This is a genomic window from Streptacidiphilus alkalitolerans, from assembly GCF_042511045.1.
Lineage (GTDB): Bacteria > Actinomycetota > Actinomycetes > Streptomycetales > Streptomycetaceae > Streptacidiphilus > Streptacidiphilus alkalitolerans.
In genome coordinates this window covers 60189-82109 of sequence record NZ_JBHEZX010000009.1, presented here as the reverse complement: position 1 = coordinate 82109, position 21921 = coordinate 60189, and the positions used below count along the sequence as shown (strand labels likewise).

General features: G+C 72.3%; 22 protein-coding genes and 1 pseudogene. 7 read left to right on the top strand and 16 right to left on the bottom strand.

The genetic code is table 11. The annotated features are described in order from the left end of the window. The first annotated feature begins 55 nt into the window (after positions 1 to 55). Positions 56 to 574, top strand: a complete 519-nt coding sequence (locus ACEZDG_RS21440; protein WP_380512024.1) for a GNAT family N-acetyltransferase — start codon at positions 56 to 58, stop codon at positions 572 to 574. 1 nt (position 575) lies between these two features. On the opposite strand, the gene ACEZDG_RS21435 is transcribed toward ACEZDG_RS21440, so the two are convergent. Continuing rightward, positions 576 to 1574 carry an amidohydrolase family protein gene (locus tag ACEZDG_RS21435; protein WP_380512022.1) on the bottom strand — a complete coding sequence of 333 codons (999 nt, stop codon included), beginning with the start codon at positions 1572 to 1574 and terminating at the stop codon, positions 576 to 578. 265 nt (positions 1575 to 1839) lie between these two features. Here ACEZDG_RS21435 and ACEZDG_RS21430 point away from each other — a divergent pair, with 265 nt between their 5' ends. Continuing rightward, complete coding sequence (locus tag ACEZDG_RS21430) at positions 1840 to 2925, top strand: sodium-dependent transporter (RefSeq protein ID WP_380512021.1); 1086 nt, start codon at positions 1840 to 1842, stop codon at positions 2923 to 2925. A 46-nt stretch (positions 2926 to 2971) separates the two neighbouring features. Here the strand turns inward: ACEZDG_RS21430 and ACEZDG_RS21425 are convergent, their stop codons facing one another. Then, positions 2972 to 5392, bottom strand: coding sequence for an ABC transporter permease (locus ACEZDG_RS21425; RefSeq protein WP_380512019.1), 2421 nt, complete (start codon positions 5390 to 5392; stop codon positions 2972 to 2974). Continuing rightward, entirely contained in the window at positions 5389 to 6087 is a 699-nt protein-coding gene (locus tag ACEZDG_RS21420; RefSeq protein WP_380512017.1) for an ABC transporter ATP-binding protein, read from the bottom strand. The genes ACEZDG_RS21425 and ACEZDG_RS21420 overlap by 4 nt, the downstream gene beginning before the upstream one ends. Positions 6088 to 6318: 231 nt before the next feature. Here ACEZDG_RS21420 and ACEZDG_RS21415 point away from each other — a divergent pair, with 231 nt between their 5' ends. Both ACEZDG_RS21415 and ACEZDG_RS21410 read left to right on the top strand, forming a co-directional pair. Beyond that, entirely contained in the window at positions 6319 to 7638 is a 1320-nt protein-coding gene (locus tag ACEZDG_RS21415) for a sensor histidine kinase (RefSeq protein ID WP_380512015.1), read from the top strand. Then, positions 7635 to 8336 carry a response regulator gene (locus ACEZDG_RS21410; RefSeq protein ID WP_380512013.1) on the top strand — a complete coding sequence of 234 codons (702 nt, stop codon included), beginning with the start codon at positions 7635 to 7637 and terminating at the stop codon, positions 8334 to 8336. Before ACEZDG_RS21415 ends, ACEZDG_RS21410 begins: the two co-directional genes overlap by 4 nt. On the opposite strand, the gene ACEZDG_RS21405 is transcribed toward ACEZDG_RS21410, so the two are convergent. Genes ACEZDG_RS21405 through ACEZDG_RS21395 form a run of 3 tightly spaced genes read right to left on the bottom strand, consistent with a single transcriptional unit; the run spans position 8333 to position 10628 of the window. After that, complete coding sequence (locus tag ACEZDG_RS21405; RefSeq protein WP_380512011.1) at positions 8333 to 8764, bottom strand: MarR family transcriptional regulator; 432 nt, start codon at positions 8762 to 8764, stop codon at positions 8333 to 8335. The genes ACEZDG_RS21410 and ACEZDG_RS21405 overlap by 4 nt on opposite strands. Continuing rightward, complete coding sequence (locus tag ACEZDG_RS21400) at positions 8761 to 9477, bottom strand: SDR family NAD(P)-dependent oxidoreductase (protein ID WP_380512009.1); 717 nt, start codon at positions 9475 to 9477, stop codon at positions 8761 to 8763. The genes ACEZDG_RS21405 and ACEZDG_RS21400 overlap by 4 nt, the downstream gene beginning before the upstream one ends. Positions 9478 to 9509: 32 nt before the next feature. After that, a complete protein-coding gene (locus ACEZDG_RS21395) occupies positions 9510 to 10628 on the bottom strand; it encodes an epoxide hydrolase family protein (protein WP_380512007.1) in 1119 nt (372 codons plus the stop codon). Positions 10629 to 10740: 112 nt separating this feature from the next. On the opposite strand from ACEZDG_RS21395, the gene ACEZDG_RS21390 reads away from it, so the two are divergent. Next, the gene (locus ACEZDG_RS21390) at positions 10741 to 11292 is read left to right on the top strand and encodes a CGNR zinc finger domain-containing protein (RefSeq protein ID WP_380512005.1); all 552 of its coding nucleotides are present in this window, start codon (positions 10741 to 10743) and stop codon (positions 11290 to 11292) included. Between the two features lie 29 nt (positions 11293 to 11321). Here the strand turns inward: ACEZDG_RS21390 and ACEZDG_RS21385 are convergent, their stop codons facing one another. Genes ACEZDG_RS21385 through ACEZDG_RS21375 form a run of 3 tightly spaced genes read right to left on the bottom strand, consistent with a single transcriptional unit; the run spans position 11322 to position 13705 of the window. Next, positions 11322 to 11846, bottom strand: coding sequence for a pyridoxamine 5'-phosphate oxidase family protein (locus ACEZDG_RS21385; RefSeq protein ID WP_380512003.1), 525 nt, complete (start codon positions 11844 to 11846; stop codon positions 11322 to 11324). A 21-nt stretch (positions 11847 to 11867) separates the two neighbouring features. Continuing rightward, the gene (locus ACEZDG_RS21380; protein WP_415860283.1) at positions 11868 to 12695 is read right to left on the bottom strand and encodes an SCO6745 family protein; all 828 of its coding nucleotides are present in this window, start codon (positions 12693 to 12695) and stop codon (positions 11868 to 11870) included. 56 nt (positions 12696 to 12751) lie between these two features. Next, a complete protein-coding gene (locus tag ACEZDG_RS21375; protein ID WP_380511999.1) occupies positions 12752 to 13705 on the bottom strand; it encodes an aldo/keto reductase in 954 nt (317 codons plus the stop codon). A 138-nt stretch (positions 13706 to 13843) separates the two neighbouring features. Here ACEZDG_RS21375 and ACEZDG_RS21370 point away from each other — a divergent pair, with 138 nt between their 5' ends. Then, positions 13844 to 14227: a MerR family transcriptional regulator gene (locus ACEZDG_RS21370; protein ID WP_380511997.1), complete on the top strand. Its 384-nt coding sequence runs from the start codon at positions 13844 to 13846 to the stop codon at positions 14225 to 14227. A gap of 33 nt (positions 14228 to 14260) precedes the next feature. Here the strand turns inward: ACEZDG_RS21370 and ACEZDG_RS21365 are convergent, their stop codons facing one another. The 6 genes and pseudogenes from ACEZDG_RS21365 to ACEZDG_RS21340 form a co-directional block, all read right to left on the bottom strand. Beyond that, positions 14261 to 14833 carry a dihydrofolate reductase family protein gene (locus ACEZDG_RS21365; RefSeq protein WP_380511995.1) on the bottom strand — a complete coding sequence of 191 codons (573 nt, stop codon included), beginning with the start codon at positions 14831 to 14833 and terminating at the stop codon, positions 14261 to 14263. Positions 14834 to 14899: 66 nt separating this feature from the next. Beyond that, positions 14900 to 15637, bottom strand: a complete 738-nt coding sequence (locus ACEZDG_RS21360; protein ID WP_380511993.1) for an SRPBCC family protein — start codon at positions 15635 to 15637, stop codon at positions 14900 to 14902. 2 nt (positions 15638 to 15639) lie between these two features. Further along, a complete protein-coding gene (locus ACEZDG_RS21355) occupies positions 15640 to 16293 on the bottom strand; it encodes an ArsR/SmtB family transcription factor (RefSeq protein ID WP_380511991.1) in 654 nt (217 codons plus the stop codon). 64 nt (positions 16294 to 16357) lie between these two features. Next, entirely contained in the window at positions 16358 to 16492 is a 135-nt protein-coding gene (locus tag ACEZDG_RS21350) for a hypothetical protein (RefSeq protein WP_380511989.1), read from the bottom strand. Beyond that, positions 16489 to 16680, bottom strand: a pseudogene (locus tag ACEZDG_RS21345) (hypothetical protein); the annotation flags it as partial. The pseudogene ACEZDG_RS21345 and the gene ACEZDG_RS21350, both read right to left, overlap by 4 nt. Before the next feature lie 181 nt (positions 16681 to 16861). Then, entirely contained in the window at positions 16862 to 17458 is a 597-nt protein-coding gene (locus ACEZDG_RS21340; RefSeq protein WP_380511987.1) for a DinB family protein, read from the bottom strand. Between the two features lie 236 nt (positions 17459 to 17694). Here ACEZDG_RS21340 and ACEZDG_RS21335 point away from each other — a divergent pair, with 236 nt between their 5' ends. Then, positions 17695 to 21240 (top strand): ricin-type beta-trefoil lectin domain protein, encoded by a 3546-nt coding sequence (locus ACEZDG_RS21335; RefSeq protein WP_380511986.1) that lies wholly within the window; start codon positions 17695 to 17697, stop codon positions 21238 to 21240. A gap of 15 nt (positions 21241 to 21255) precedes the next feature. On the opposite strand, the gene ACEZDG_RS21330 is transcribed toward ACEZDG_RS21335, so the two are convergent. Next, a complete protein-coding gene (locus ACEZDG_RS21330; RefSeq protein ID WP_380511984.1) occupies positions 21256 to 21897 on the bottom strand; it encodes a nucleotidyltransferase domain-containing protein in 642 nt (213 codons plus the stop codon). Positions 21898 to 21921 lie beyond the last annotated feature (24 nt).

Below are 21921 nucleotides of genomic sequence, written 5' to 3'. Positions count from 1 at the left end.
CGGGGTATGGCGTGCACCACGTCGAGGACCGCGGCCGGACGGTAGCGTGATGATCGTGGACTCGCGGATCATCACCACCGGACGGCTCGACCTGCTGCCGCTGGCTGTCGAGCATGCCGCGGAGATGGCCACCGTGCTGTCCGATCCGGCTCTGCACGCCTTCATAGGCGGGGCACCCGCCGCGCCCGAGGCCCTGCGCGCACGTTACGAGCGGCTGGTCGCCGGGTCGCCCGACCCCGACGTCGCCTGGTGGAACTGGGTGATCCGGCTGCGCGACGAAGCCCGCCTGGTGGGCACCGTCCAGGCGACGGTCAGCGCCCGGCCGGACGGTCCCGTCGCCGAGATCGCCTGGGTGATCGGCAGCCCCTGGCAGCGCCGGGGCATCGCCGCCGAGGCCGCCGCCGCACTGGTGGCCTGGCTGAGTCGACGTCAGGTCCGGGCGGTGATCGCCCACATCCACCCGGACCACCGGGCGTCCGCCGCCGTCGCCACCGCCGCCGGACTCACCCCCACCGACCAGTGGCAGGACGGCGAGCTGAGGTGGCAGCTGCCACCCAGCAGCAGTGGACCCTAGCTCACACCGCGGACTGGACGGCGAAGCGGGGGAAGAGCCGGGAGGCGTTGCCGTGCAGCATCGCCGCCTGCTGCGGCGGGGTCAGCCCGCCGTCCTCGGCGAGGCCCTGCGCCAGTGCCTGTACGACCCAGCCGGGCGTGAACGGGTAGTCGCTGCCGTACAGCAGGCGGTCGCCGTCGACCAGGTGGAGCAGCGCGGGAAGGGCGCGGGGCAGCGAGAACCCCGCCGTGTCGTAGTACAGGCGGCGCAGTACCACCAGGACGTCGACAGCCGGGCCCGGCTGCGCCATCAGCGCGAAGGCGGCGATCCGGTCGGCCAGCACCGGCAGCGCGGCGCCGGCGTGCGGCACGATGAACGAGATCCGCGGGCAGCGCTCCAAGGTCCGCGACAGCGCCAGGTTGGCCACTGCACGGGTCGTCTCGAACGGGAACTCCAGCATGGGGCGCGGATGGCCCAGGCTCGTCGCCTCCCAGCACGGGGACGAGGTGGGGTGCAGGCACACCACGGCGGATCGCTCGTCCAGCAGTTCCATCAGCGGATCGAAGCGGGCATCGCCCAGGTAGCTGCCGTCGTAGTGCGTCTTGAGCGTGATCCCGTCCGCGCCCGCGTCCAGCGCGCGTTCGGCCTCGGCGATCGCCGCCGGTACGTCCGGGAGCGGGAGGCTGGCCATCAGGCCGAACCGGTCCGGGTACCGCTCGACCAGGGCCAGTCCCTCGTCGTTGACACTGCGGGCCAGCGCGGCGGCGGCGCGGTCGTCCCCGAAGTGCACACCGGGCGAGGAGACCGACAGCAGCGCGGCCCGGACGCCCGCCTGGTCCATCAGCTCCAGGGCGGCGCGCGGGCTCCACTCGGGGATCGCCGGCATCCCGTCCGGCATCCCGTGGCCCGCGTCGGTCATCGCCGTGCGGAGGCGATCGGTCAGGTAGTGGGCATGGACGTCGATGGCGCCGCCGAGGGGTGGCACGGCGTCCTGGACAAGGTCGTGGACAAGGGGGTGCATGGCTTCCCGTTCCCGCAGGCTCCAATGATTGATTGAATCATCAGTCTCGATCGAAACTTCGTCAATGGTGATCCCCTCACCATCCAGCCATCCAGAAGGTCCCGGTGCGGCACTCGATCAGGTGATCATCCGGAGTGTGGCGTGACATCGCCTCCGCTGCCGTGATGCGGTCGGAACAGTCCGCCGGATCGGCGCCCGGGACCAGGGCCGGGACGGGGACCGACGAACAGGGGGAACCACCATGGCCGGGTCGCCGACTCGTCCGATGCACGCACTGCAACAGCTCACCGGAACGCTCCAACGGCAGCTGTTATGGATCATGATCGGGGCCTACCTGCTGGCCGGGCTGCTGCCCGGCCCGGGCGAGGCCCTCCGCGCGGTGCCGTTGGCACGGGTCGGCGGCACCGCCTTCCCGCTGCAGACGGGACTGCTGGCGGTCGTGGTGTTCAACGCCGGGCTGACCGCCAGGGCGGAGCAGCTGCCGCTGCTGCTGCGCCGTCCCGGCCCGCTGGCGCTGGGGGTGGCCATCAACGCCCTGCTGCCCACCCTGCTGCTGGCGCTGGCCTCGGTCGGCGCCGAGGCGTGGCACAGCGCCGGCGAGGCGCAGAGCATGCTGGCCGGACTGGCCCTGATCGGGGCGATGCCGGTGGCCGCCGGGGCCACCGTCTTCGCCCAGGGCAGCGAGGGCAGCGCCACCCTCAGCCTGGGCCTGGTACTGGGCTCCACCCTGCTCAGCCCGCTGACCATCCCGCTCGGCCTGCATCTGGGCGGCCTGCTGACCACCGGCTCCTACGCGGCCGAGCTGCACGGCGCCGCGCGGTCGGCCGGGAGCATGTTCGCCGTCCTGGCCGTCGTACTGCCCTGCCTCCTGGGCCTGCTGACGGGGCGTCTGCTGAACCGGCTGCCGAACCTGCTCCCGAACCGGCTGCCGAACCGCTCCGGCGGGCTGCTCGCGCCCGTCCTGCCAGTGGTCCGGCTGGTCAACCTGGTGGTTGTGGTCACCCTCAGCTACACCAACGCCTGCGGCGCGCTCCGGCCGGTCATCAGCCGACCCGATCCTGACTTCCTGCTGCTGGTGGTCCTGGTCGCGGCCCTGATGTGCTCGCTGTCGTTCCTCTGCGGCTGGGTCATCGCCGGGCGGTTGAACTGCGGTCGCGCCGACGCCGTGGCGCTCACCTACGCCTCCGGCATGAACAACAGCAGTGCCAGTGCCGTGCTGGCGGCGACCCGGATACCGGACCACCCGGCGGTGCTGCTGCCGATCCTGGCCTACAGCCTGCTGCAGAAGATCCTGGCGGGGTCGGTCGGCCGGGTCCTGCCGCCCGAGCGGACGGCCGGACCCGGGCCCTGACCCGAGTCCGGGCCCCGACCCGGGCTTCAGCCCTGTTGCGTCAGGATCACTCGGTGCGCAGCGCCGTGGCCGTGCGGGTCCTGGCCGCCCAGCCGGCCGGGAGCAGCGCCCCGCACACGGCGATGGCCACCCCGCCGACGGCGAGCAGCGCCAGCTCCGGCAGGCCGAAGACGTCCTGGACCACGGCCGGGGTGCCGCTGCCTGCTGCCCGCATGACCAGCGGGATGACGTAGTCGTGCAGGGCGATCCCGACCGGCACACCCACCGCGCCGCCGATCACCCCGGCACCGGCGACCGAGGTCAGCACCTGGGTGACGGTCTGACCCGGCGTCATCCCGACGGCCTTGCAGACCCCCAGGTCGTGGACCCGTTCCCGGGTGTCCAGGATCACCGAGTTGAGCACCCCGAGCCCGGCGACCGAGACCAGCATCAGGGTGAGCAGCACCGCCATGGCGTCGAAGGCGATCTGGGTGGGGTTCAGGTGCTCCGCCTGGTTGGCCTCGGCCTGGGCGTCGGTCGACTTCAGCGCCGTGCTGAGCGCGCTGACGTAACCGGCGACCGGTGTGCCGGGCTTGAGGGTCACGTCGTAGAAGTCGGGGTGCAGCTCCGGCTGGGCGGCGGCGAGGGTGCCGATGTCGGTGTTGATGGTCAGCCCGGCCTCGCCGGGGTCGAAGTCCTCGCCCACGATCCGCACCGGAATTCTGACGCCCCGGTCGATCAGGGTGATGCTGTCGCCCACCTGGTGGCCGGTGGTGTCCAGGAAGTGCGTCGGCACCACCACCTCGCCGGGGCCGTTGAACCAGCGGCCGGAGATCAGCGCGATGGCCTCGGTGGCGGAGGGCCCCTGGTAGAGCCGCGCCCGGATCGCCCCGGTCGCGCCGGCCACGGTGACGGTGCCCTGGGTCTGGCCGACGACCGCGGCGGTGCCCGGCTGTGCCCTGATGACCGCCAGCGTCTTCGCCGGGTCGATGGTGGTGGGGGTGCTCTGCGTGGCCGCGGGGCTGCCCTGGGGGCCGGGAACAGCGCCGCCGGGAGCGCCGTCGACGGGAAGGCCCAGGTACACCGTGACCGGGATCCGCTGACTCGGCTCCCGGGCCGCGGTCACCGCGCTGGCCGAGGAGGTGAGTCCGATGGCGAAGGTCCCCGCCGCGGTGCCGAACAGCACCGCCGCCAGCAGCGCCGCCGAGCGGACCGGTCGGGCGAAGGGCGAGGCGAGCCCCAGCGTCACGGCCCTGGGCAGCGGCAGCCGTGCGGCGAGCCGCTGGGCCCACTGGCCGCGCCCGCTGCGGGGCGCGCGTCCCACCGCGAGCGCCTCGACGGTGCGCAGCCGGCCCGCCCGCAGCGCGGGCACCAGCGCCGCCAGGGTGACCACGACCAGCGCCGCGCCGGGCACCGCCAGATCGATCCACCAGGCCACCCCCGGCGACCCTCCCCCGTACATCTCCCCCGCGTCGCTCATCAGCGGAATCGCCAGCAGATTGCCCAGGACGACCCCCAGCACCGCCCCGATGCCGGCCGGAACCAGCGCCTGGGCCAGGTAGGTCCGCACCACCTGACCCGGTGTCAGCCCGATGGCCTTGAGGATGCCGATCCTGCGGATCTGCGCGCCGACGGCCCCGCTCACCACACTGGCGATGATGATCACGGACATCAGCAGGCCCAGGACCCCGAACGCCAGCATCACCGGGACGAACAGCGCCGTGTTCTCGTCGGCCGCCAGCTTCACATCCAGGTAGGACTGCGCACTGGTGACCGCGCCGGCCGGCAGCGCGGCGGCGACGGCGGCCCGGTCGGCGTTCAGCTCGGCCGTGGTGGCGGCGGAGCTGAAGCGGTAGAGCATCTGCGCGCTGACGGGTGCGCCCGGGGCACGCAGCAGGGCGATCTCCGCCGGGACCACCCAGCCGTCCGCGCTGCCGGTGACCGACGAGGCCAGCCCGACCACGGTCAGGGTGGGGCTGTCGGCGGCCGAGGAGGCCTTGATGGTGCTGCCCGGCCTGGTGCCGGGGCCCACCACGTCCGCGTCCGTCGAGAGCACGATCTCCCCCGGCCCGGTCGCCCAGCGGCCGGACCTCAGCACGATGTCGTCCACGCCGCCGGTCGGGGTGGACCGCCCGACGACCGTCTCCGACTGCTGCAGGTCCAGCCCGCCGGGCCCGGGCGGGCTGATCTGCGCGGTCTGGAACGGGCCCGCGCTCGCGGTGACCCCCGGCAGGTGCGCGGTGGCGCTGATCCGGTCGGCGCCGGCGCTGCTCGCGTCGATCTGCACGGTGAGCTGCGCACCGTGCTGCCGCGCGAAGGCGGCGTCGAACGGCGCCGACGCGCTCACCATCAGCGACCCGGCGGCGACCGCGGAAGCCACCGCCATCAGCACCGACAGGGTCATCACCACGGTCTGCACCCGCCGCCGGCCGACCCGGCCCAACCTGATTCTCCGGCCGCCACCGGGGTTGCCGCGGAACGCGCTCATCGGACCGCCTCCGCGTTCCTGGCCCGGTCCGCCGCGACGACCCCGTCGACCAGTTGGACCGTACGCTCGGCGCAGGCCTCGGCGAGCGCCAGGTCATGGGTCACCAGGACCACGGTCTGACCGCTGCGGTGCAGGTCGACCAGCAGTTCCCGCACCTCCTGCCCCGACGCGGTGTCGAGCGCCCCGGTGGGCTCGTCCGCCAGCAGCAGCGCCGGACGGTTGATCAGCGCCCGGGCGACGGCGACCCGCTGCCGCTCACCGCCGGACAGCCGTCCCGGGTAGGCACCGCCGTGCTTGCTGATGCCGAGCACCTCCATCAGCTCCGCCGCACGCTCCCCCGCCCTGCTCCGGGGCGAACCGGCGAGCTGGGCCGGCAGCATGATGTTGTCGACCACGGTCAGATCGTCCAGCAGGTTGAAGAACTGGAACACCATCCCGATCCGCTCCCGGCGGAACCGTGCCAGCGCCTTCTCGCCGAGGCCGTCGATCCGCAGGCCGCCGACCGACACCCGGCCCTCGCTCGGCCTGTCAAGACCCGCCACCAGGTTCAGCAGTGTCGACTTCCCGCTCCCGGAGGGCCCGGTGATCGCCACGGCCTCCCCCTCGGCGACGGTCAGGGTCACCGGCCCCAGCGCGGGGGCGCCGGCGCCGTCGTACTGCTTGACCGCGCCCTCCAGTTCGATCACATTCCCCATCAGCGGGTCCGTCCTTGTCCTCGTCGTTGCGGCGGCCGGCGGCTGTTCCCGGCCGGCCGCAACGACGCTACGAGCGACCCGGGTCGGCCCGCGTCGGCCGTCGAGCGGACCTTCTGTCGGCCGCGCGGACGACCCGGTCGCGGGGTCATCCCTGCGATGTACTCCGCTCGGCGTCGGGGAGGGACATCAAGACGGATGCGCGGACCGGCGCCCGGCTCCGAGAATGGCGGCATGGACATACTGCAAGGGCGCGAGCTGGGCCGACATGTGCGCGCGGTGCTCCGCACCGAACGGCAGTCACCCGTGCTGCCCCGCTGGTCGCTGCGGGCCGACATGATCTTCGCGCTGCTGGTGACGGCCGTGGTGCTGCTGTCGCTGCGTCACAGTGTGATCGCCTGGCAGGACCCCAGGGCGTCGCCGATGCCGGGCATCCCGCCGCTGGCCCCTCGGCCGCCCGACCCCGCCCAGTTCGGGCCACCGGTGCTCCCGGTGGCACCGGACGCCAAGGACTACGTCGTCCCCGCCCTGGCCGGGCTGGCCCTGTCCGCGCGGCGCAGGTTCCCCCTCGCCACCTTCTGGGTGGTGCTGGTCTCGGTCGAGGTCGCCTACTACCTGCCGACCTTCGCCGCGGTGCTGACCTGCGGCCTCGCCATCTGCGCCGCCGCGATCCACGGTCGCAACCCGGCCACGGTGATGGGCAGTTTTGTGCTGGGGGCGCTGCTGGTCACCACGACCTTCCAGAACGCGACGCCGACCCTGCGCGGACTGCTGGTCATGATGCTGGTCCTCGGCCTGCTCGGCGGCGTCGGACGGTTCTGGCAACTGCGGTTGGCCGCGACCCGGCTGCGCTTCACCGAACTGCAGGAGGAACAGGCGGCAGCGATGCGCCGCGCGGTCGAGGAGGAGCGCTCACGGATCGCGAGCGAGCTGCACGATGTGGTCACCCACAATGTGAGTGTGATGGTCATTCAGGCCGGGGCCGCGCGAACGGTGTTGGACAGTTCGCCGGAGCTGGCCAAGGAGGCCCTGCTCGCGGTCGAGGCCGGCGGGCGCGCCGCGATGGCCGAACTCCGGCATGTGATGGGCCTGTTGGCAGTCTCGGGAACGGGCGGGAGCCGGGAGCCGGCCAACGGCCGCCCCTCGTCCGACGAACTCGAACCACAGCCGGGTCTCGGCCAGCTCACCGCCCTGGTGCAGCGGGTGCGGGGCGCCGGGCTGCCGGTCACGCTGTCGCTGTCGCTGCCGCCCGAACCCCTGCTCTCCGGAGTGGATCTGACGGCCTATCGGGTGGTCCAGGAGGCGCTGACCAACACCATCAAGCACGCCGCGGGGGCCGCCTCGGCCATCACCATCGACCACGACGAGCAGGCGCTGACCATCGAGGTCGTCGACACCGGCGGCACCCCGGCGGTCCACTCCCTGTCCGGCAACAGCCGCGGCCTGCTCGGCCTGCGCGAACGCCTGGCCGTCTACGGCGGGACGCTCGACGCGGGGCGTACGATCGGCGGCGGCTACCGCATCATGGCCCGAATCCCCTGGAGCACCACGTGAGTCAACCGCCCCTGCGCGCCGTCATCGCCGACGACCAGGCGCTGGTCCGCACCGGCTTCCGGATGATCCTCGCCGCCGACGGCATCGAGGTCGTCGCCGAAGCGGTCAACGGCGCGGACGCCGTCGCCGCCGTCCGCCGCACCAAGCCGGACGTGGTGCTGATGGACATCCGGATGCCGGAACTGGACGGTCTGGAGGCCACCCGGCAGATCATGGCGAACAGCACGGCCGGCACCGAGGGCGCGGGCGGCACCAAGGTCCTCATTCTCACCACCTACGACCTGGACCACTACGTCTACGCGGCCCTCACCGCCGGTGCCAGCGGCTTCCTGCTCAAGGACGTCACCCCGGAGCACCTGGTGGCCTCGGTGCGGGTGGTCCGCTCCGGCGACGCCCTGCTCGCCCCCACCATCACCCGCCGACTGATCGAGCGCTTCGCCCCGCGTGACGAGGCCAGGTCCACCGTGCACCGCGGCCTCTCCGAACTGACGCCCCGGGAACTGGAGGTGCTGCGCCTGCTGGCCACCGGCCTGAGCAACGCCGAACTGGCCGAGCGCCTCACCCTCAGCGCGACCACGGTGAAGACCCATGTGGCCCGCATCCTCTCCAAACTCGGTCTGCGCGACCGCGTCCAGGCCGTCGTCCTGGCCTACGAGACCGGCCTCATCTCCCCCGGCACCCCCTCCGAGCGCGGCTAGTCCTGCCCAGCTGCGTCCGCGTCGAGGAGGCGGGCGAGGAGGGCGGTGAGCCGGCCGAGGTCCTCGGGCGGGAGGGCGGCCATCGCCGGGGGCGGGCGCAGCAGGATGGCGTCGGCGGTCGCGATGGCCCGGTGTCCGGCGGGGGTGAGGGTGACCAGTTTGCGTCGGCGGTCGTCGGGGTGCGGACGGCGTTCGACCAGGCCGTGGGCTTCCAACTTGTCGACGATCAGGGTGGCGTAGGGGGCGTCCACGCCGTTGGCCTGCGCGAGTTGGACCAGGGTCGCCGGTCCGTCGCGGAGTTGGAAGAGGACCTTTCCCCGGCCGCCGCCGAGTCGGAATCCGAGCGCCTCGGCGAGTTCGCCCCGACGGCTGTGGGCTTCGACGAACCGCTGCATCAGCGCCCATGCCTGCTGCTGGGCCGCGTTCACCAGGCCACGGTCCGGCCGAGGTAGTCGACGTAGTGCAGACCGGGCTTGTCCCGGAGTGCGTCAAGTGTCCTGACGACGTTGGGGATGCTCTCGTCGATGCTGAGCCGGGCGCCCGGACCGCCGAGGTCGGTGCTCACCCAGCCCGGGGCCATCAGCACCAGGGCGCGGCGCTCGCCCTCGTGCCGCGCCGCGTAGCTGCGCATGAAGGTGTTGAGCGCGGCCTTGCTGCCCCGGTACACCTCGTGGCCGCCGCGTTCGTTGTTGGCCACGCTGCCCTGCCCCGAGGACATCACCCCGATGGTGCCCCCGGGTGCGACGAGGTCCTGCAGGGTCTCGATGACGCGCAGCGGGCTGAGCGCGTTGGTGACCATGACCCGGGTGAACTCCTCGGTCGAGGTCTCGGCCACGGTGCCCTCGGGCTGGTTGGTGACACCGGCGTTCACAAACAGCAGGTCGAACGTCCGGTCCGCGAGGCGGTCGCGCAGCGCCGTGACCTGCGCGGGCTCGGTGACGTCCACGGTCTCGATCTCGATCCGCCCGGGCTCCGGCCCACCGTCCGAGCCGGCGTCAGCGTCGGCGAGGTCGTGCAGCGGGGTGCGGCCCGAGCCGCGCACGGTGGCCACGACATGTCGGCCGTCCCGCGCCCACTCCCGGGCCAGCGCGAGACCCAGACCGCGCGACGCCCCGATCAGAAGCACTTTAGTTGTAGTCATAACAATGATTGTGCTTCGTATAAGTAACTCCGTCAAGCAGCGACACGGAGCTCCCGGAAGAAGGCGGTGAGGTCGGCGGCCAGCAGTTCGGGCTCCTCGTGGGCGGGGAAATGCCCACCGCGCGGCATGGTCGTGTACCGGGCGAGGTGGTAGGTGCGCTCCACGAAGCCGCGGGGCGCGACGACGCCGAGGTCGGCGGGGAACAGCGCGAACGCGGTCGGCACCTCCACCCGTTCCACCTTGGGCACGAGCCCCTGGCCGGACGCGTAGTACGGGATGAACGACGTCGAGATGGTGTTGGTGAACCAGTACAGCGACGCCTGGGTGAGCAGGAAGTCGTCGGTGAACCGGGTGGAGAGATCGCCGCCGCAGTCGCTCCAGGCCCGGTACTTCTCCACCATCCAGCCGAGCAGGCCCGCCGGCGAGTCGCTCAGCCCCTGGGCCAGGGTGAGCGGACGGGTGCGCTGCTGGTGGGCGTACGCCCCCTCGGTCTGGGCCCAGGCGCCGAACCCGCCCAGGTAGGCCCGCTCCTCGTCGCTCAGCTCGGCGGCGGCGTCGGGCGGTGTGCCCAGGACGTCCAGCAGGTGGATCCCGACGACGCACTCGGGGTGGGCCTGGCCGAGCCGCGCGGTGATCCCCGAACCGAGGTCGCCGCCGTGCGCGCCGTAGTGGTCGAAGCCGAGCTCGTCGTGCATGAGCCGGTGCCACAGTTCGTGCGTGGGCAGCGTGTGCTCCAGGCTCGCGGGCCGGGCGGAGAAGGTGAACCCGGGCAGGGACGGCACGATCACGGTGAAGGCGTCCCGCGGGTCGCCGCCGTAACGCGACGGCGTGGAGAGCCTCCGCGCCAGTTCGACCAGCTCGTAGAACGAGCTCGGCCAGCCGTTGGTCAGCACCAGCGGCAGCGCATCGTCGCGTTCGGCGTCGAAGCGCAGGTAGTGCACGGTGCTGCCGTCGATGTCGGCGAACCGGGACGGCAGCGCGTTGACGGCGGCCTCGTGCCGGCGCCAGTCGTAGCCGTCGGCCCAGTACGCGACCAGCCGCCGCAGCTCCTCGGGGTCGGTGCCCGCCTGCCACTCGGCGACGGGCCACGGTTCCGCCCATCGCGTCCCGCGCAGACGGGCTCGCAGGTCGTCGAGGGCGGCGTCGGGCACCGCGATCAGGGGGCGGGTATCTGTCTTCGGGGTCTGCCAGGTTTTCGACACCACTAAAAGCTATAGCCGGTGTCGAAAATTGTCAACACCAGCTTCGGGATACACTGGTGTCGTGAATGATGGAATCGTGGATGTGACCGTGGATTTGGTCGTGGTCGAGCAGTTCCTCAACACGCTCGACGAGCGGACCTTCAGCTGGCACGGTGAGCGTCACACCGGCCATGACGGGTTGACCTCGGTGCAGGCGCTGTCCGGGTGGCTCGAGGCGCACGGCCTGGTCACCGCGGGGCAGGAACTGGGTCCGGCCGACCTGACCGCCGCCGTCGCCCTGCGGGACGGCCTGCGGGCGGCGCTCATCGACGACGGCGACGGCGCGAAGACCGCGCAGGCGCTCGCCGCCTTCCCGCTGCGGCTGGCGCCGGACTCGTCCGGCCGACTGCGCCTCGCCGCCACCAGCGGCACGGCCGGCCTCGACGCCATCGTCGAGACGGTCGCGTCGAACGTGGCCGGCGGCGGCTGGAGCCGCCTGAAGCTCTGCTCCTCGACGGACTGCCGCTGGGCCTTCTACGACACCTCACGCAACGGCGGCGGTCGCTGGTGCTCGATGGAGGCCTGCGGGAACCGCAACAAGACCCGCGCCTACCGTCGCCGCCACGCGGACTGAGCCCTACGCCGTCCCCGGCTTCGACTCCCTCAGCGGAACCACCACTTGGTCACACCGTTCGGCTCCTCCATCGCGGTGGCGACCACCGTGTGCACCGTCATCCGGTACAGGTGCCAGGGCCCGGCCCCGGCGCTCGGCGCGCTGTACGGAGCGGCCACCACGTCGCCCTGCGCCTCCGCGGGCCAGCCGATCTCGCGGTACTTGGCGGTGACCGCGGCCAGCAGAACCTGGTCCCGTTCCCGGACGGCCTCGCCCTCGAAGACGAAGTCCCAGGCGGGCAGGCCGGCGGAGACCGTGCAGCGCGGATCCGCGAGCAGGTTGCGGGTCTTCTGCGCCTCGGGGTGCGTGGTGAAGAAGATCGCCCCCTGGTGCCAGACGTGTCCGATCCCGGCCGCGTGCGGGCGACCGTCCGGCCGCACGGTGCCCAGGAACCAGGAACGACCGGGGCCGGCCCGGAAGGCGGCGACCACCGCTTCCACCCGGTCCCATTCCAGCGTCACGGTGCCGTACTGGGCGTCGAGGTTCTTCGTCCGCACGGGCTTGAGCTCAGTCATGGCGATCCTCCTGTCTCGAAACTACGCCTGCGACAGTCCGATGGGGTTGGGGAAGGGCAGCGCCTTGGCCGCCGCGTGGGCGATCGGCCGCAGCAGGGTGACCAGCCGGGCCACGCCCGCGCTGCCCAGCGCCTCCCACGGGCCGGCGGCCAGCGCGTCCGTCCGCGCCTCGATCTCTTCCCGCGCGGTGGTGGCGAGGTCGGTGGGACCGCCGTCGGGGTGCAGCCAGCCGCGTGCCGTCAGCCGGGCCTCGGCGGCCTCCCACTCCTGGTCGGACCAGCCGCGAGCGGGTTGCAGCAGCCGCCGTTCGTTGTCCACGGCCGCGCGCCACACCAGGCTCTCGCATCCGTCCAGGCCGGCCACCAGCAGGGCCGCGACATGCCCGTCGCCCCGGTGCTCGCGCAGCACGGTCGCCGCGTGCCAGAGCACAGCCAGGGGGTCCTCCGGCCAGGGCAGCGCGGCGTTCGCCGCCGCGAGCACCCGGCCGGTCACCTCGACCGCCTCGGCGGCCGTCCGGCACAGCCGCGCCGCCTCGGCGACCTCGGCCCCGTCGGCCGCGGCGGTCCCGAGCAGTTCCCGCAGCGCGGCCCCGGCGCCGGCGGCACGGGCGTCCAGCACCTGCTGCGGCTCGGCCAGCGCCCACACCGACGGCAGCGCCCGCTCGACCATCGGGCGGGTGAAACCGTAGAACGCGGCGAACACCGGAGCCGGTCCGACCGGACCGAGCGGTGCGGCCCGTCCGGCGAAGTACCCCCGCCAGAACCCGCGCAGGCCGACCTGCTCGAACGCGCCGCGCGCCTGCGGCGCGAAGTAGGTCACCGCGTGCAGGGGCTCGAACAGCGTCCACATCAACCGGGCCGTGCCCGCAGGATTCTCATTGAGGCTCACCCGCCCCACCCTACGGCTCAGCGGGCGGCGTCCAGTCGTGCGCGCTGATCGGCGGTCAGGTCCAGTTCGACCGCGTCCAGCGCCTCGTCCAACTGCGCGAGGCTGCTGACCCCGACCAGCGGGACGACAGCCACGTCACCACCCAGCATCCAGGCGTAGACCACCTGGTTGGGCGTGGCACCGGTCTCCGCCGCCACCTCGGCCAGCGCCGTCAGCGACCGCGCCGCACCCGCGTGTTCGTACTCGGCCGGCACCGCCCTCCCCCGCTGCGCGTAGGCGCCGTTCAGCAGCGCGGCGTAGGCGAGGACGGTGACCTCCGGCTGGCTGCGGACGTAGTCGAGCATCGGTTCGTCCAGCGCCACCTGGTAGTCGAAGTCGGCCTCCGGCGCGGGCCGCAGGTAGCTGTGCCGCTGCTGCAGCGCGGCGTAGCCGGGGAAACCGGCCAGCCGGGCCAGCTCCCGGGAGGCGGCGAAGCGCTCCCGGCCCTGGTTGCTCATGCCGACCTGCTCGGTCAGGCCCTCCCGGACCAGCCCGGCAAAGGCGCCGACGGTCTCCTCCAGCGCGGTACGCGGATCGTCCACGTGCCCGTACAGCAGGTCCACCCGGTCCGTGCCGAGCCGGTTCAGGCTGCCGCGCACGGCGTCGGACACCGTCCGCGCGGACAACCCCTCGCGGTTGGCCGGCCACTCGCCCGCTCCGGCCGGGAGCGCCCCGAGCTTGGTCGCCAGCACCATCTCCTCACGGTTGCCGCGTGCCTTCAGCCAGCGCCCGAGCAGGCGCTCGCTGTCGCCGCCGTCACTGCCCTCGCGCCAGAAGCAGTAGCAGTTGGCCGTGTCCACGAAGGTGCCCCCGCGTTCGACGAACCGGTCGAGCAGGGCGAAGGACGTCCCGTCGTCGACGGCCGAGCCGAAGGGCAGCGTGCCCAGGCAGAGAACGGAGATCCGACGGGAGCCAAGGGTGCGGTAGCGCATGGGTGTCCTCTTCTTCGCGTTCATCGCGATGTGTGCCCGCGATTCCTCGCGACCGTGGTGCCGGTGCCGCCGTACGCGACACCACGATGCTCACAACTGGAGCGCGCTCCAGGTCAAGCAGCGGCCAGAATGCCTCCCATGACCGCTTCCGCGACGCACCACCTGACCCCGGCCCAGGCCGCCGAACGATCCGGCTTCAGCCTGGACACCCTGCGCTACTACGAACGCATCGGCCTGCTCGACACCGTGGAGCGCGCCCCCAGCGGGCACCGGCGCTTCACCGAGCAGGACCTCCAGTGGCTGGGCATCCTGCGCTGCCTGCGCGACACCGGGATGCCCATCGCGGACATGCGCCGCTACGCCGAGCTGGCCCGGAGCGAGGAGCCGCACTCGCTGACCGAGCGGATAGCCCTGCTGGAGGACCACGACAGGGGCATCGAGGAGCAGATCGCGCTGCTCCGCGCCCAGCAGCTGCACCTCAGGGGGAAGGTCCAGTACTACCGCTCGATCCAACCCTCCTGACGGGGCGTCCGGGGGCCGCCGTCCGGGTACGGCTCAGCGGACCACGTCGAGGACGTTCAGCTGCAGGCCGTTGGCGTACACGGCGTGCTCGACCAGCTCCAGCTTCTGGGTGTCCTTGTCGGTGGCCGGAAACAGCCGCTTGCCCGCGCCGAGCAGCAGCGGGTACACGAGAAGGTGGTAGCGGTCGACCAGGCCGGCGTCGGCGAGGCCGTGGTTGAGGGCGACGCTGCCGTGGACGATGATCGGCCCGCCCTCGGTCTCCTTGAGGGCGGCGACCTCGTCGAGGGAGCGCAGGATGGTGGTCTCGCCCCAGTTGGCGACGAGCTTGTCGTCGCCGAGGGTGGTGGAGACGACGTACTTCGGCAGGGTCCGGTAATGGGCGAACTCGGCCATGTCCGGCCACACCGGGCTGAACGCCTCGTAGCTGACCCGGCCGATCAGGATCGCGGTGGACTCCTCCTGCTCCCGCCCCTTGATGTCGAATGCCTCGGGGAGGAACGGGACGTCCTTGAAGGTCCATCCGGAGTTGCGGTAGCCGGGCTCGCCGCCCGGGGCCTCCACGACGCCGTCGAGCGAGATGAAGGCGGAGCTGATCAGAGTACGCATGGTGGTTTCCTCGGGTCTGTAGTTGCTGTGCGGTGTGGAGTTGCTGTGCGGTGTGGGTGGTTCGGGTCAGGCCAGGACGCCGGTCAGCCACTGCTGCCAGGCGGCCTCGGCTCCGTCCGGGTCCGGACCGAACAGGTGGTGGAACATCAGTGCGGTGCCGGAGCCGTGGTGGAAGCTGTAGAGCCCGTCGGCGGTGCGGATCCCGACGCGTTCGTCGTCGGCCCAGACCACCTCGCCGTCCAGCGGCGGCAGACCCGCCGGCTCGGCCTGCGCCCGGTCCCCCACCGCGGGCGAGGCCGACAGCGACAGCCCGCGGTTGAGGGCCGCCCTGGTCTGCTGCGCCGTCCTGTCCGCCGACGGTGCGAAGCCGAAGACGGGCACAGCGGTGCGTGCCGGGAAGTGGGCCAGGTACTCGCGGAGCGTGTGGAGGTGGAACGGCCAGCCGCGGCGCAGGGCGTCGTACTCGTCCTGCCAGTCGTCGCCGAGCAGGCCGCTGTGGACGACACGGAGCACGGTGCTGCCGCCGTCCCGACCCTCGATCAGGTACTCGAAGGCCATGAACCGCCCGTCGCCGGCGGTGGCGGTGCGGGTGGCGAGGCGTTTGCCCGGCTCGTAACCGGTGATCACCGCCTCCTCCCGGTGGCCGCCGGTGTCCATGGCGGCGACGCCGCCCTCGCGCGGCTCGACCTCGTTGCGCCCCATGAACCAGGAGTCGATCCCCGGTCCGGTCGCGATCGCCTCCCAGACCTGCTCCGGACTCCCCGGCAGGGTCACCCTCTGCTCGATCTCGAACGGGTGCGTCATCGTCAGTTCTCCTGTCCTGCATCGGATTCGGATTCGGCCGGCTGCGCCCCCGTGGGCTCCGCGGCGGGGATCGGCTTCGCGGCGGGGATCTGGTGGAGCCCGACGACCAGGCGGTGGCTCCTGCCGCCGGGGGCGGCCTCGTCGTGGTAGCGGCCCACCAGGGCTGCCACGGTCTGGGACAGTTCCTCGGCGAAGGCCGTCCGGTCGGCCGCCGTGGCGAAGCGGACCTCGGCGTCGATGCCGAAGCTGGCCACCCTTCGCCCAGCCCTGGAGGCCCCGGTCAGCAGCGTTCCGACCTCCTGCACCAGCCGGGCGCCGAGGGCCAGCAGCCAGCCGGCGGAGAGCTGGTCGGGCGAGCGGGAGGGGTCGGGCCTGACAGCGGCCAGGGCGGTGGGCGAGATCACGTAGGAGGCGGCAGTGGCGCGGTACACCCGTTCGGTGACATTGCCCCTGCGTCGTTCCTCGGCGAGCTCGACCAGCTCGTGCCGCTCCAGCTCCTTGAGGTGGTAGTTGACCTTCTGCCGGGGAAGCCCCAGGCGGAGGGCCAGCATGGCGGCCGAGCCGGGCGCGGCCAGGGCGGCGAGGATCCGGGAACGTATGGGGTCCAGGGACGACTCGGCCGCGGCGGGTTCTTCGATCACAGCGATATCCAGCACCACTCCAGGATCGGACCGACCATAAAATTTGTCAAGACAAGAAAACTTGTCGGTCGGCGTCCGGCTACTGGACGGCGTCCCGGTAGGCCCGGGGGCTCACACCGGCGATCCGGTCGACCGGGTGCGCCGTGGTCCCCAGCAGGAACTGCGCCTGCCGGACCTGCTCACGGACGCGCCGCAGCAGCGTGCGTGTGCTCACCCCGCACTGCTGGGCGATGTCCTCAGGTTGGCGGCGGGCAGGCGTCCGGCCCTGGAGGTGCCGGTCAGGGTGCCGCCGTCGACCGTCACGGCGAAGGCCAGGTTCAGCCGCAGGGGCTTGGTGACGGCCTGGTTCCAGCTGAGCCGGTCTCCGTCGAGGGCGAGGGAGTCGAGCGGGACCTCCTCCCCGGGGACCAGGATCAGCCGCCGGTCCCGCTGACCACCTCACGCGGACCCTCGGCGGACACCAGTTCCACGCCCACCGCTCCGCCGGAGGCCGACCCGCCGGCGTACAGCAACCGGACGCTCCCACGCACCCCAGTGGCCGGAGTGACAGCTTCCAACGGAAAATCGCCAGCGCCCTGCGCAGTCACCCGCCGTCGAGGTCGGCCTGCCGGGCCACGCGTTCCAGTTCGCCCCGATAGGTCTCCCACCAGGCCGCGTCGCCGGGCGCCATGCTGTCATTGCCCTCGTTCATCCCCACGGCGCCGTCGATCAGCTCGCGGACGATGTCGGCGTGGCCGGCGTGCCGGTGCGTATCAGCGATCACGCGGACGACGGCGTGATGCAGCGTCACCTCGTCCCCGCCGCTCGGCCACCACGGCACCCGGCCGACCGCGTCCAGCTCCAGCGCGTCGACGGTCGCGTCCGCGTGCGCCCACGCCCGGCGGTAGAGCTCGACGATGTGCTCCCGCGACTCGGCGGCGGTGGCCCACATGTCCGAGTTGAGCTCCCCGCCGTCCTCCAGCCACGGCAGGGTCTCGCCGGACGGCCTGCCGAAGGTGTCACCGAGGTAGCCCAGCTCCACCCCGGCCACATGCTTCACCAGCCCCAGCAGATTGGTGCCGGTCGGCGTCAGCGGGCGGCGGATGTCGTACTCCGAGAGCCCTTCGAGCTTCCACAGCAGGGCATCGCGGGCGGACTGCAGATAGAACCGAAGGTCGGCTTTGGGATCCGAAGTGGTCATGGGTCAAGTCTGCCGCCGGGTAGCCGCCTTGGTCGGCCCGCCGGGCGGCATGGCGCCACCTCCTGGCCACGAGTCGCCCCGCGCCGGCATGAGCGTGTTCGCTTCTGTTCCTTCTGTTCGGGGCATTGACACTTAAAGGGACATGACAACACACTGACGGCCTGTGGTCAGGCACGCTCCGCTCCCGCCCGTTCGGAGGACCCATGCGGCTAGGTCGGCTCCCCTGGATCCCCCGGTTGTCCCGGTTGTCCCGCCGTTCGTCGGCGCTCTCGGCCGGAAGCTGTCTGGCGCTGCTGCTCACCCTGGCGGCGACCGGACTGGCGTCAGCGCCACCCGCCCAGGCCGCGAGCAATGTGGTGACCGACGGCAACGCCCGTTTCGAGGTGCTCAGTCCGACCCTGGTCCGGCTGGAGTACGCCGGCGACGGCGCGTTCCAGGACGGGACCACCTTCACCGCCGTCAACCGCGCCTTCCCGGTGCCCGCCTTCAGCACCGACGTCAGCGCGGACGGCTACCGCGAGATCCGCACCAGCGGACTGACGCTGCGCTACCGCCAGGGCAGCGGGCCGTTCACCTCGGCCAACGTCTCCGTCACCCTGGCCGGCAGCAGCGTCCAGGCCGCGCCGTCGTTCCCCTCCTTCTGCACCGTCGGCAACGCCTGCGAGGCGGAGAACGGCCTGTTCAGCGGCTTGGCGGCGACGGCCTACGACCACACCGGGCACACCGGCACGGGCTTTGTCGCCGGGTTCCAGGGCACCGGCAGCGGCGTGTCGCAGGACGTCTCCCAGGTCCCGGCCACCGGCAGCTACCGGCTGTCGGTGCGCTACTCCAACGCCAACGGCAGCACCGGCAGCCTGTCCACCCGGGTCAACGGCGCGGCCGGACCCGCCCTCAGCCTGCCCGTCACCTCCTCCTGGAACGCCTGGTCCACCGCCTCGGTCACGGTGAACCTGACGGCGGGCAGCAATACCGTCGGCCTGCTGCAGAACGCCGGTGACACCGGCAAGGTCAACATCGACAGCCTCGCGGTCACCCCGGTGTCCACCACCGCCTACCCGGCCGCGTCCACCGCGCTCACCAGCACCGGGTACGGGGCCGGTCCGACCGACACCCTCGGCGGCTGGTCGCGGACCCTGGACAACCCGGAGACCCTGCCGGTCCCGGAGCACCCGGGCATCCTGGACCGGGACGGCTGGTACCTGCTGGACGACACCCGCACCGCGCTGCTCACCAGCACCGGCAGCGGCACCGGCGGCAGCACCGGACACACCGTCACCGACCGTCCCCCGCACGGCGGCCAGCCCTACCAGGACGGCTACTTCTTCGGCTACGGCCAGAACTACAAGCAGGGCCTGGCCGACCTCAACACACTCACCGGCGGCACCGCGCTGCTGCCCGAGTCCGCCTACGGCGTCTGGTACTCGCGCTACTACGCCTACTCGACCGCCGACTACGAGAACACCCTGCTCCCGGCCTTCCGCAGCAGCAACACCCCGATCGACTGGCTGGTCACCGACACCGACTGGAAGTCGCCCTCCCAGTGGAACGGGTGGAACTGGAACCCGGCGCTGTTCCCCGACCCGCAGTCCTTCGTCGACTGGACCAAGCAGCAGGGGCTCTCCCTCGCCCTCAACATCCACCCCACCATCGACAGCGCCGACCCCAAGTTCGCCGCGGCCGACAGCCAGGCCGGCGGCCTGCTGCCGGACGGCGGCAGCACCTACGCCTTCGACTGGTCCAAGCCCGCCCAACTGGCCTCCTACTTCGCGCTGCACCAGCCCTTCGAACAGCAGGGCGTCCGCGAATGGTGGCTGGACTACTGCACCAACTGCGGCGGTTCCACCGCCTCCGACCCGCAGGTCGCGCCCGACAACCTGATCAACCAGGCGTACGCCGACGACGCCGCGGCCAAGGGCCTGCGCGGCTTCTCCTTCGCCCGGATCGGCGGCTCCGAGCAGGGCGGCGACGACAGCAACTACGCCATCGGCCCCTGGTCCGAGCGGCGCAACTCGATGCAGTTCACCGGGGACACCCCGGCCACCTGGGACATGCTGGCCTTCGAGGCGCGCTTCACCCCGGACGAGGCCGCGGCCGGCCTGTCCAACATCAGCGACGACATCGGCAGCTTCCACGGCGGCCACCTCCCCGACGACCTCTACGCGCGATGGCTCCAACTCGGGGTGTTCCAGCCGGTGGACCGGCTGCACTCGGACCACGGCGACCGGCTGCCGTGGAACTACACCGGCGCGGCGGCAGCCAGCGCCGAGTCCTCGCTGCGGCTGCGCGAGTCCCTGGTCCCCTACACCTACACCCTGGCGCAGCAGGTCCACAGCACCGGCGTGCCGATCGTCCAGCCGCTGTACCTGGACTACCCGGCCGAGGCCGCCGCGTACACCGCCACCGGCGAGTACCTGTACGGGGACAATGTGCTGGTCGCGCCGATCACCTCGCCCGACGACGCCTCGGGCAACGGCTCGGCCTCGGTCTGGGTGCCGCCGGGCACCTGGACCGACTACTTCACCGGCCGCAGCTACACCGGCCCGACGACGGTCACCATCACCGACCCGCTGTCGCAACTGCCGGTGCTGGTCAAGGCCGGCGGCATCCTGCCGACCAGGACCGACTACGTGGACAACCAGGCGCAGCGCCCGCTGACCCAGCTGACCGTGAACGTCGCGGCCGGGGCGAACGGCAGCTTCTCGCTCTACCAGGACGCCGGCGAGGGCACCGGCTACCAGAGCGGGCAGTCCAGCTCCGCCCCGCTGGCCTGGAACGACGCCACCCGTACGCTCACCGTGGGCGCACAGAGCGGCAGTTGGAGCGGCGCCCCGACCGCCCGCGGCTACACCCTGCGGCTGTCGAACTCGGCGGCCCCCACCGCGGTGCTGGTGGACGGCGTCCAGGTGCCGGAGACGGCCTGGTCCTGGAACGTGAACCGACGGACCGTCACCGTGACCACCGGGGCACTGCCGCTGTCATCCGCGCACACCGTCACCCTGTCCGGCAGCGCCACCGCCAACCCGGCCTCGGGCGAGGTCCTCGGCGACGGCGGCCTGTGCCTGGACGTGCGGGGCGGCCTCACCGCCGACGGCACGGCCGTCCAGTTGTGGGGCTGCAACCACAGCGCCGCCCAGCAGGTCTCCTACCAGAGCGACAACTCCGTTGGGGTCCTCGGGAAGTGTCTGACCGTCAGCGGCGGCGGGACCGCCGACAACACCGCCGTCGGCATCGCCGGCTGCGTCGGCTCGGCGGCCCAGAGCTGGTCCCACCGGTCCAACGGCGCCCTGGTCAACCCGGCCTCGGGCCGCTGCCTGGACGTCCCGAACGCCAACACCACACCGGGCGCGGTGCAGTTGCAGCTCTACGACTGCAACGGCTCCGCGGCGCAACTCTGGAAGCTGCCACCGGGTCAGATCACCGGACCGGCCGGACTGTGCGTGGACGTGGCCAACGCCGACCCCGCCTCGGCCACCCCGGTCCAACTGGCCGGCTGCAACGGGACCGACGCCCAGCGCTGGTCGGCGCCGGGCGACCAGACCCTGCGCGACTTCGGCAAGTGCCTGGACGCGGCGGGCGGCGCGACCGGCAACGGCACCGCCGTGCAACTGTGGGACTGCAACGGCACCGGCGCGCAGACCTGGGTCACCCGGGCCGACGGGTCCGTGCTCAACCCCGCCTCCGGCCGCTGCCTGGACGATCGCAACGGCGCCGGGCTGTCCGGCGATCCGCTGCAGCTCTACGACTGCAACAGCACCGCGGCCCAGCAGTTCCGCCTGGGCTGACCGCCGCACGGGTGCTCACAGGGCCGCGAGCCAGGGATGCCCCGGGTAGGTACGGGCGATCAGCTCGGCCAGGGTCCCGCGCTGAGCCGGGCTGAGCAGCGGGACGGTGGCGTCGAAGTCCGCCCGGTCCTTCTCCCGGGCGTGCTTGGCCTTGAACAGCAGGACCAATTCGGGTGCCAGGTAAGGGATCCCGTCACCGGTACGGTGGATGATGGCGCGGTAGGGCAGCCGGATCGCCTCATTGTGGCGGCAGATCCAGGTGTCGCCGTCATGCGGTTCGCGGAACACGTCGACCAGGTAGTCGCCGGTGGCCGGATCGCGCAGCCAGGTCTGGTGCACCGCCGCCAGCACCTCCGGTGCGGCGTCCTCCCAGATCCGGCCGCCGCCTGCCCCGTCGAAGACGTATCCGGGGAAGCGGTCGCGCACCTCGGGGAAGTCCGCGGCCGGGATCGCTATCTCGATGTCCCCGTGCTCGCGGGTCTGCGTGCCGCGGAACAGGTCCAGCGCCCAGCCGGCGGCCACGCACCAGGGCGTGGCCACGCCGGCCAGGCGGCTTGCGATCTCGCCCGGGGCCCAGCAGGAGGACCACCGGGCGCCGAGGGCCTCGATCTCGGTCGGTGACAACTCGGTGCCGCCCTCGGGCAGGTGCTCCCTCATCGAGGCAACCTATCAGCGGGGGCG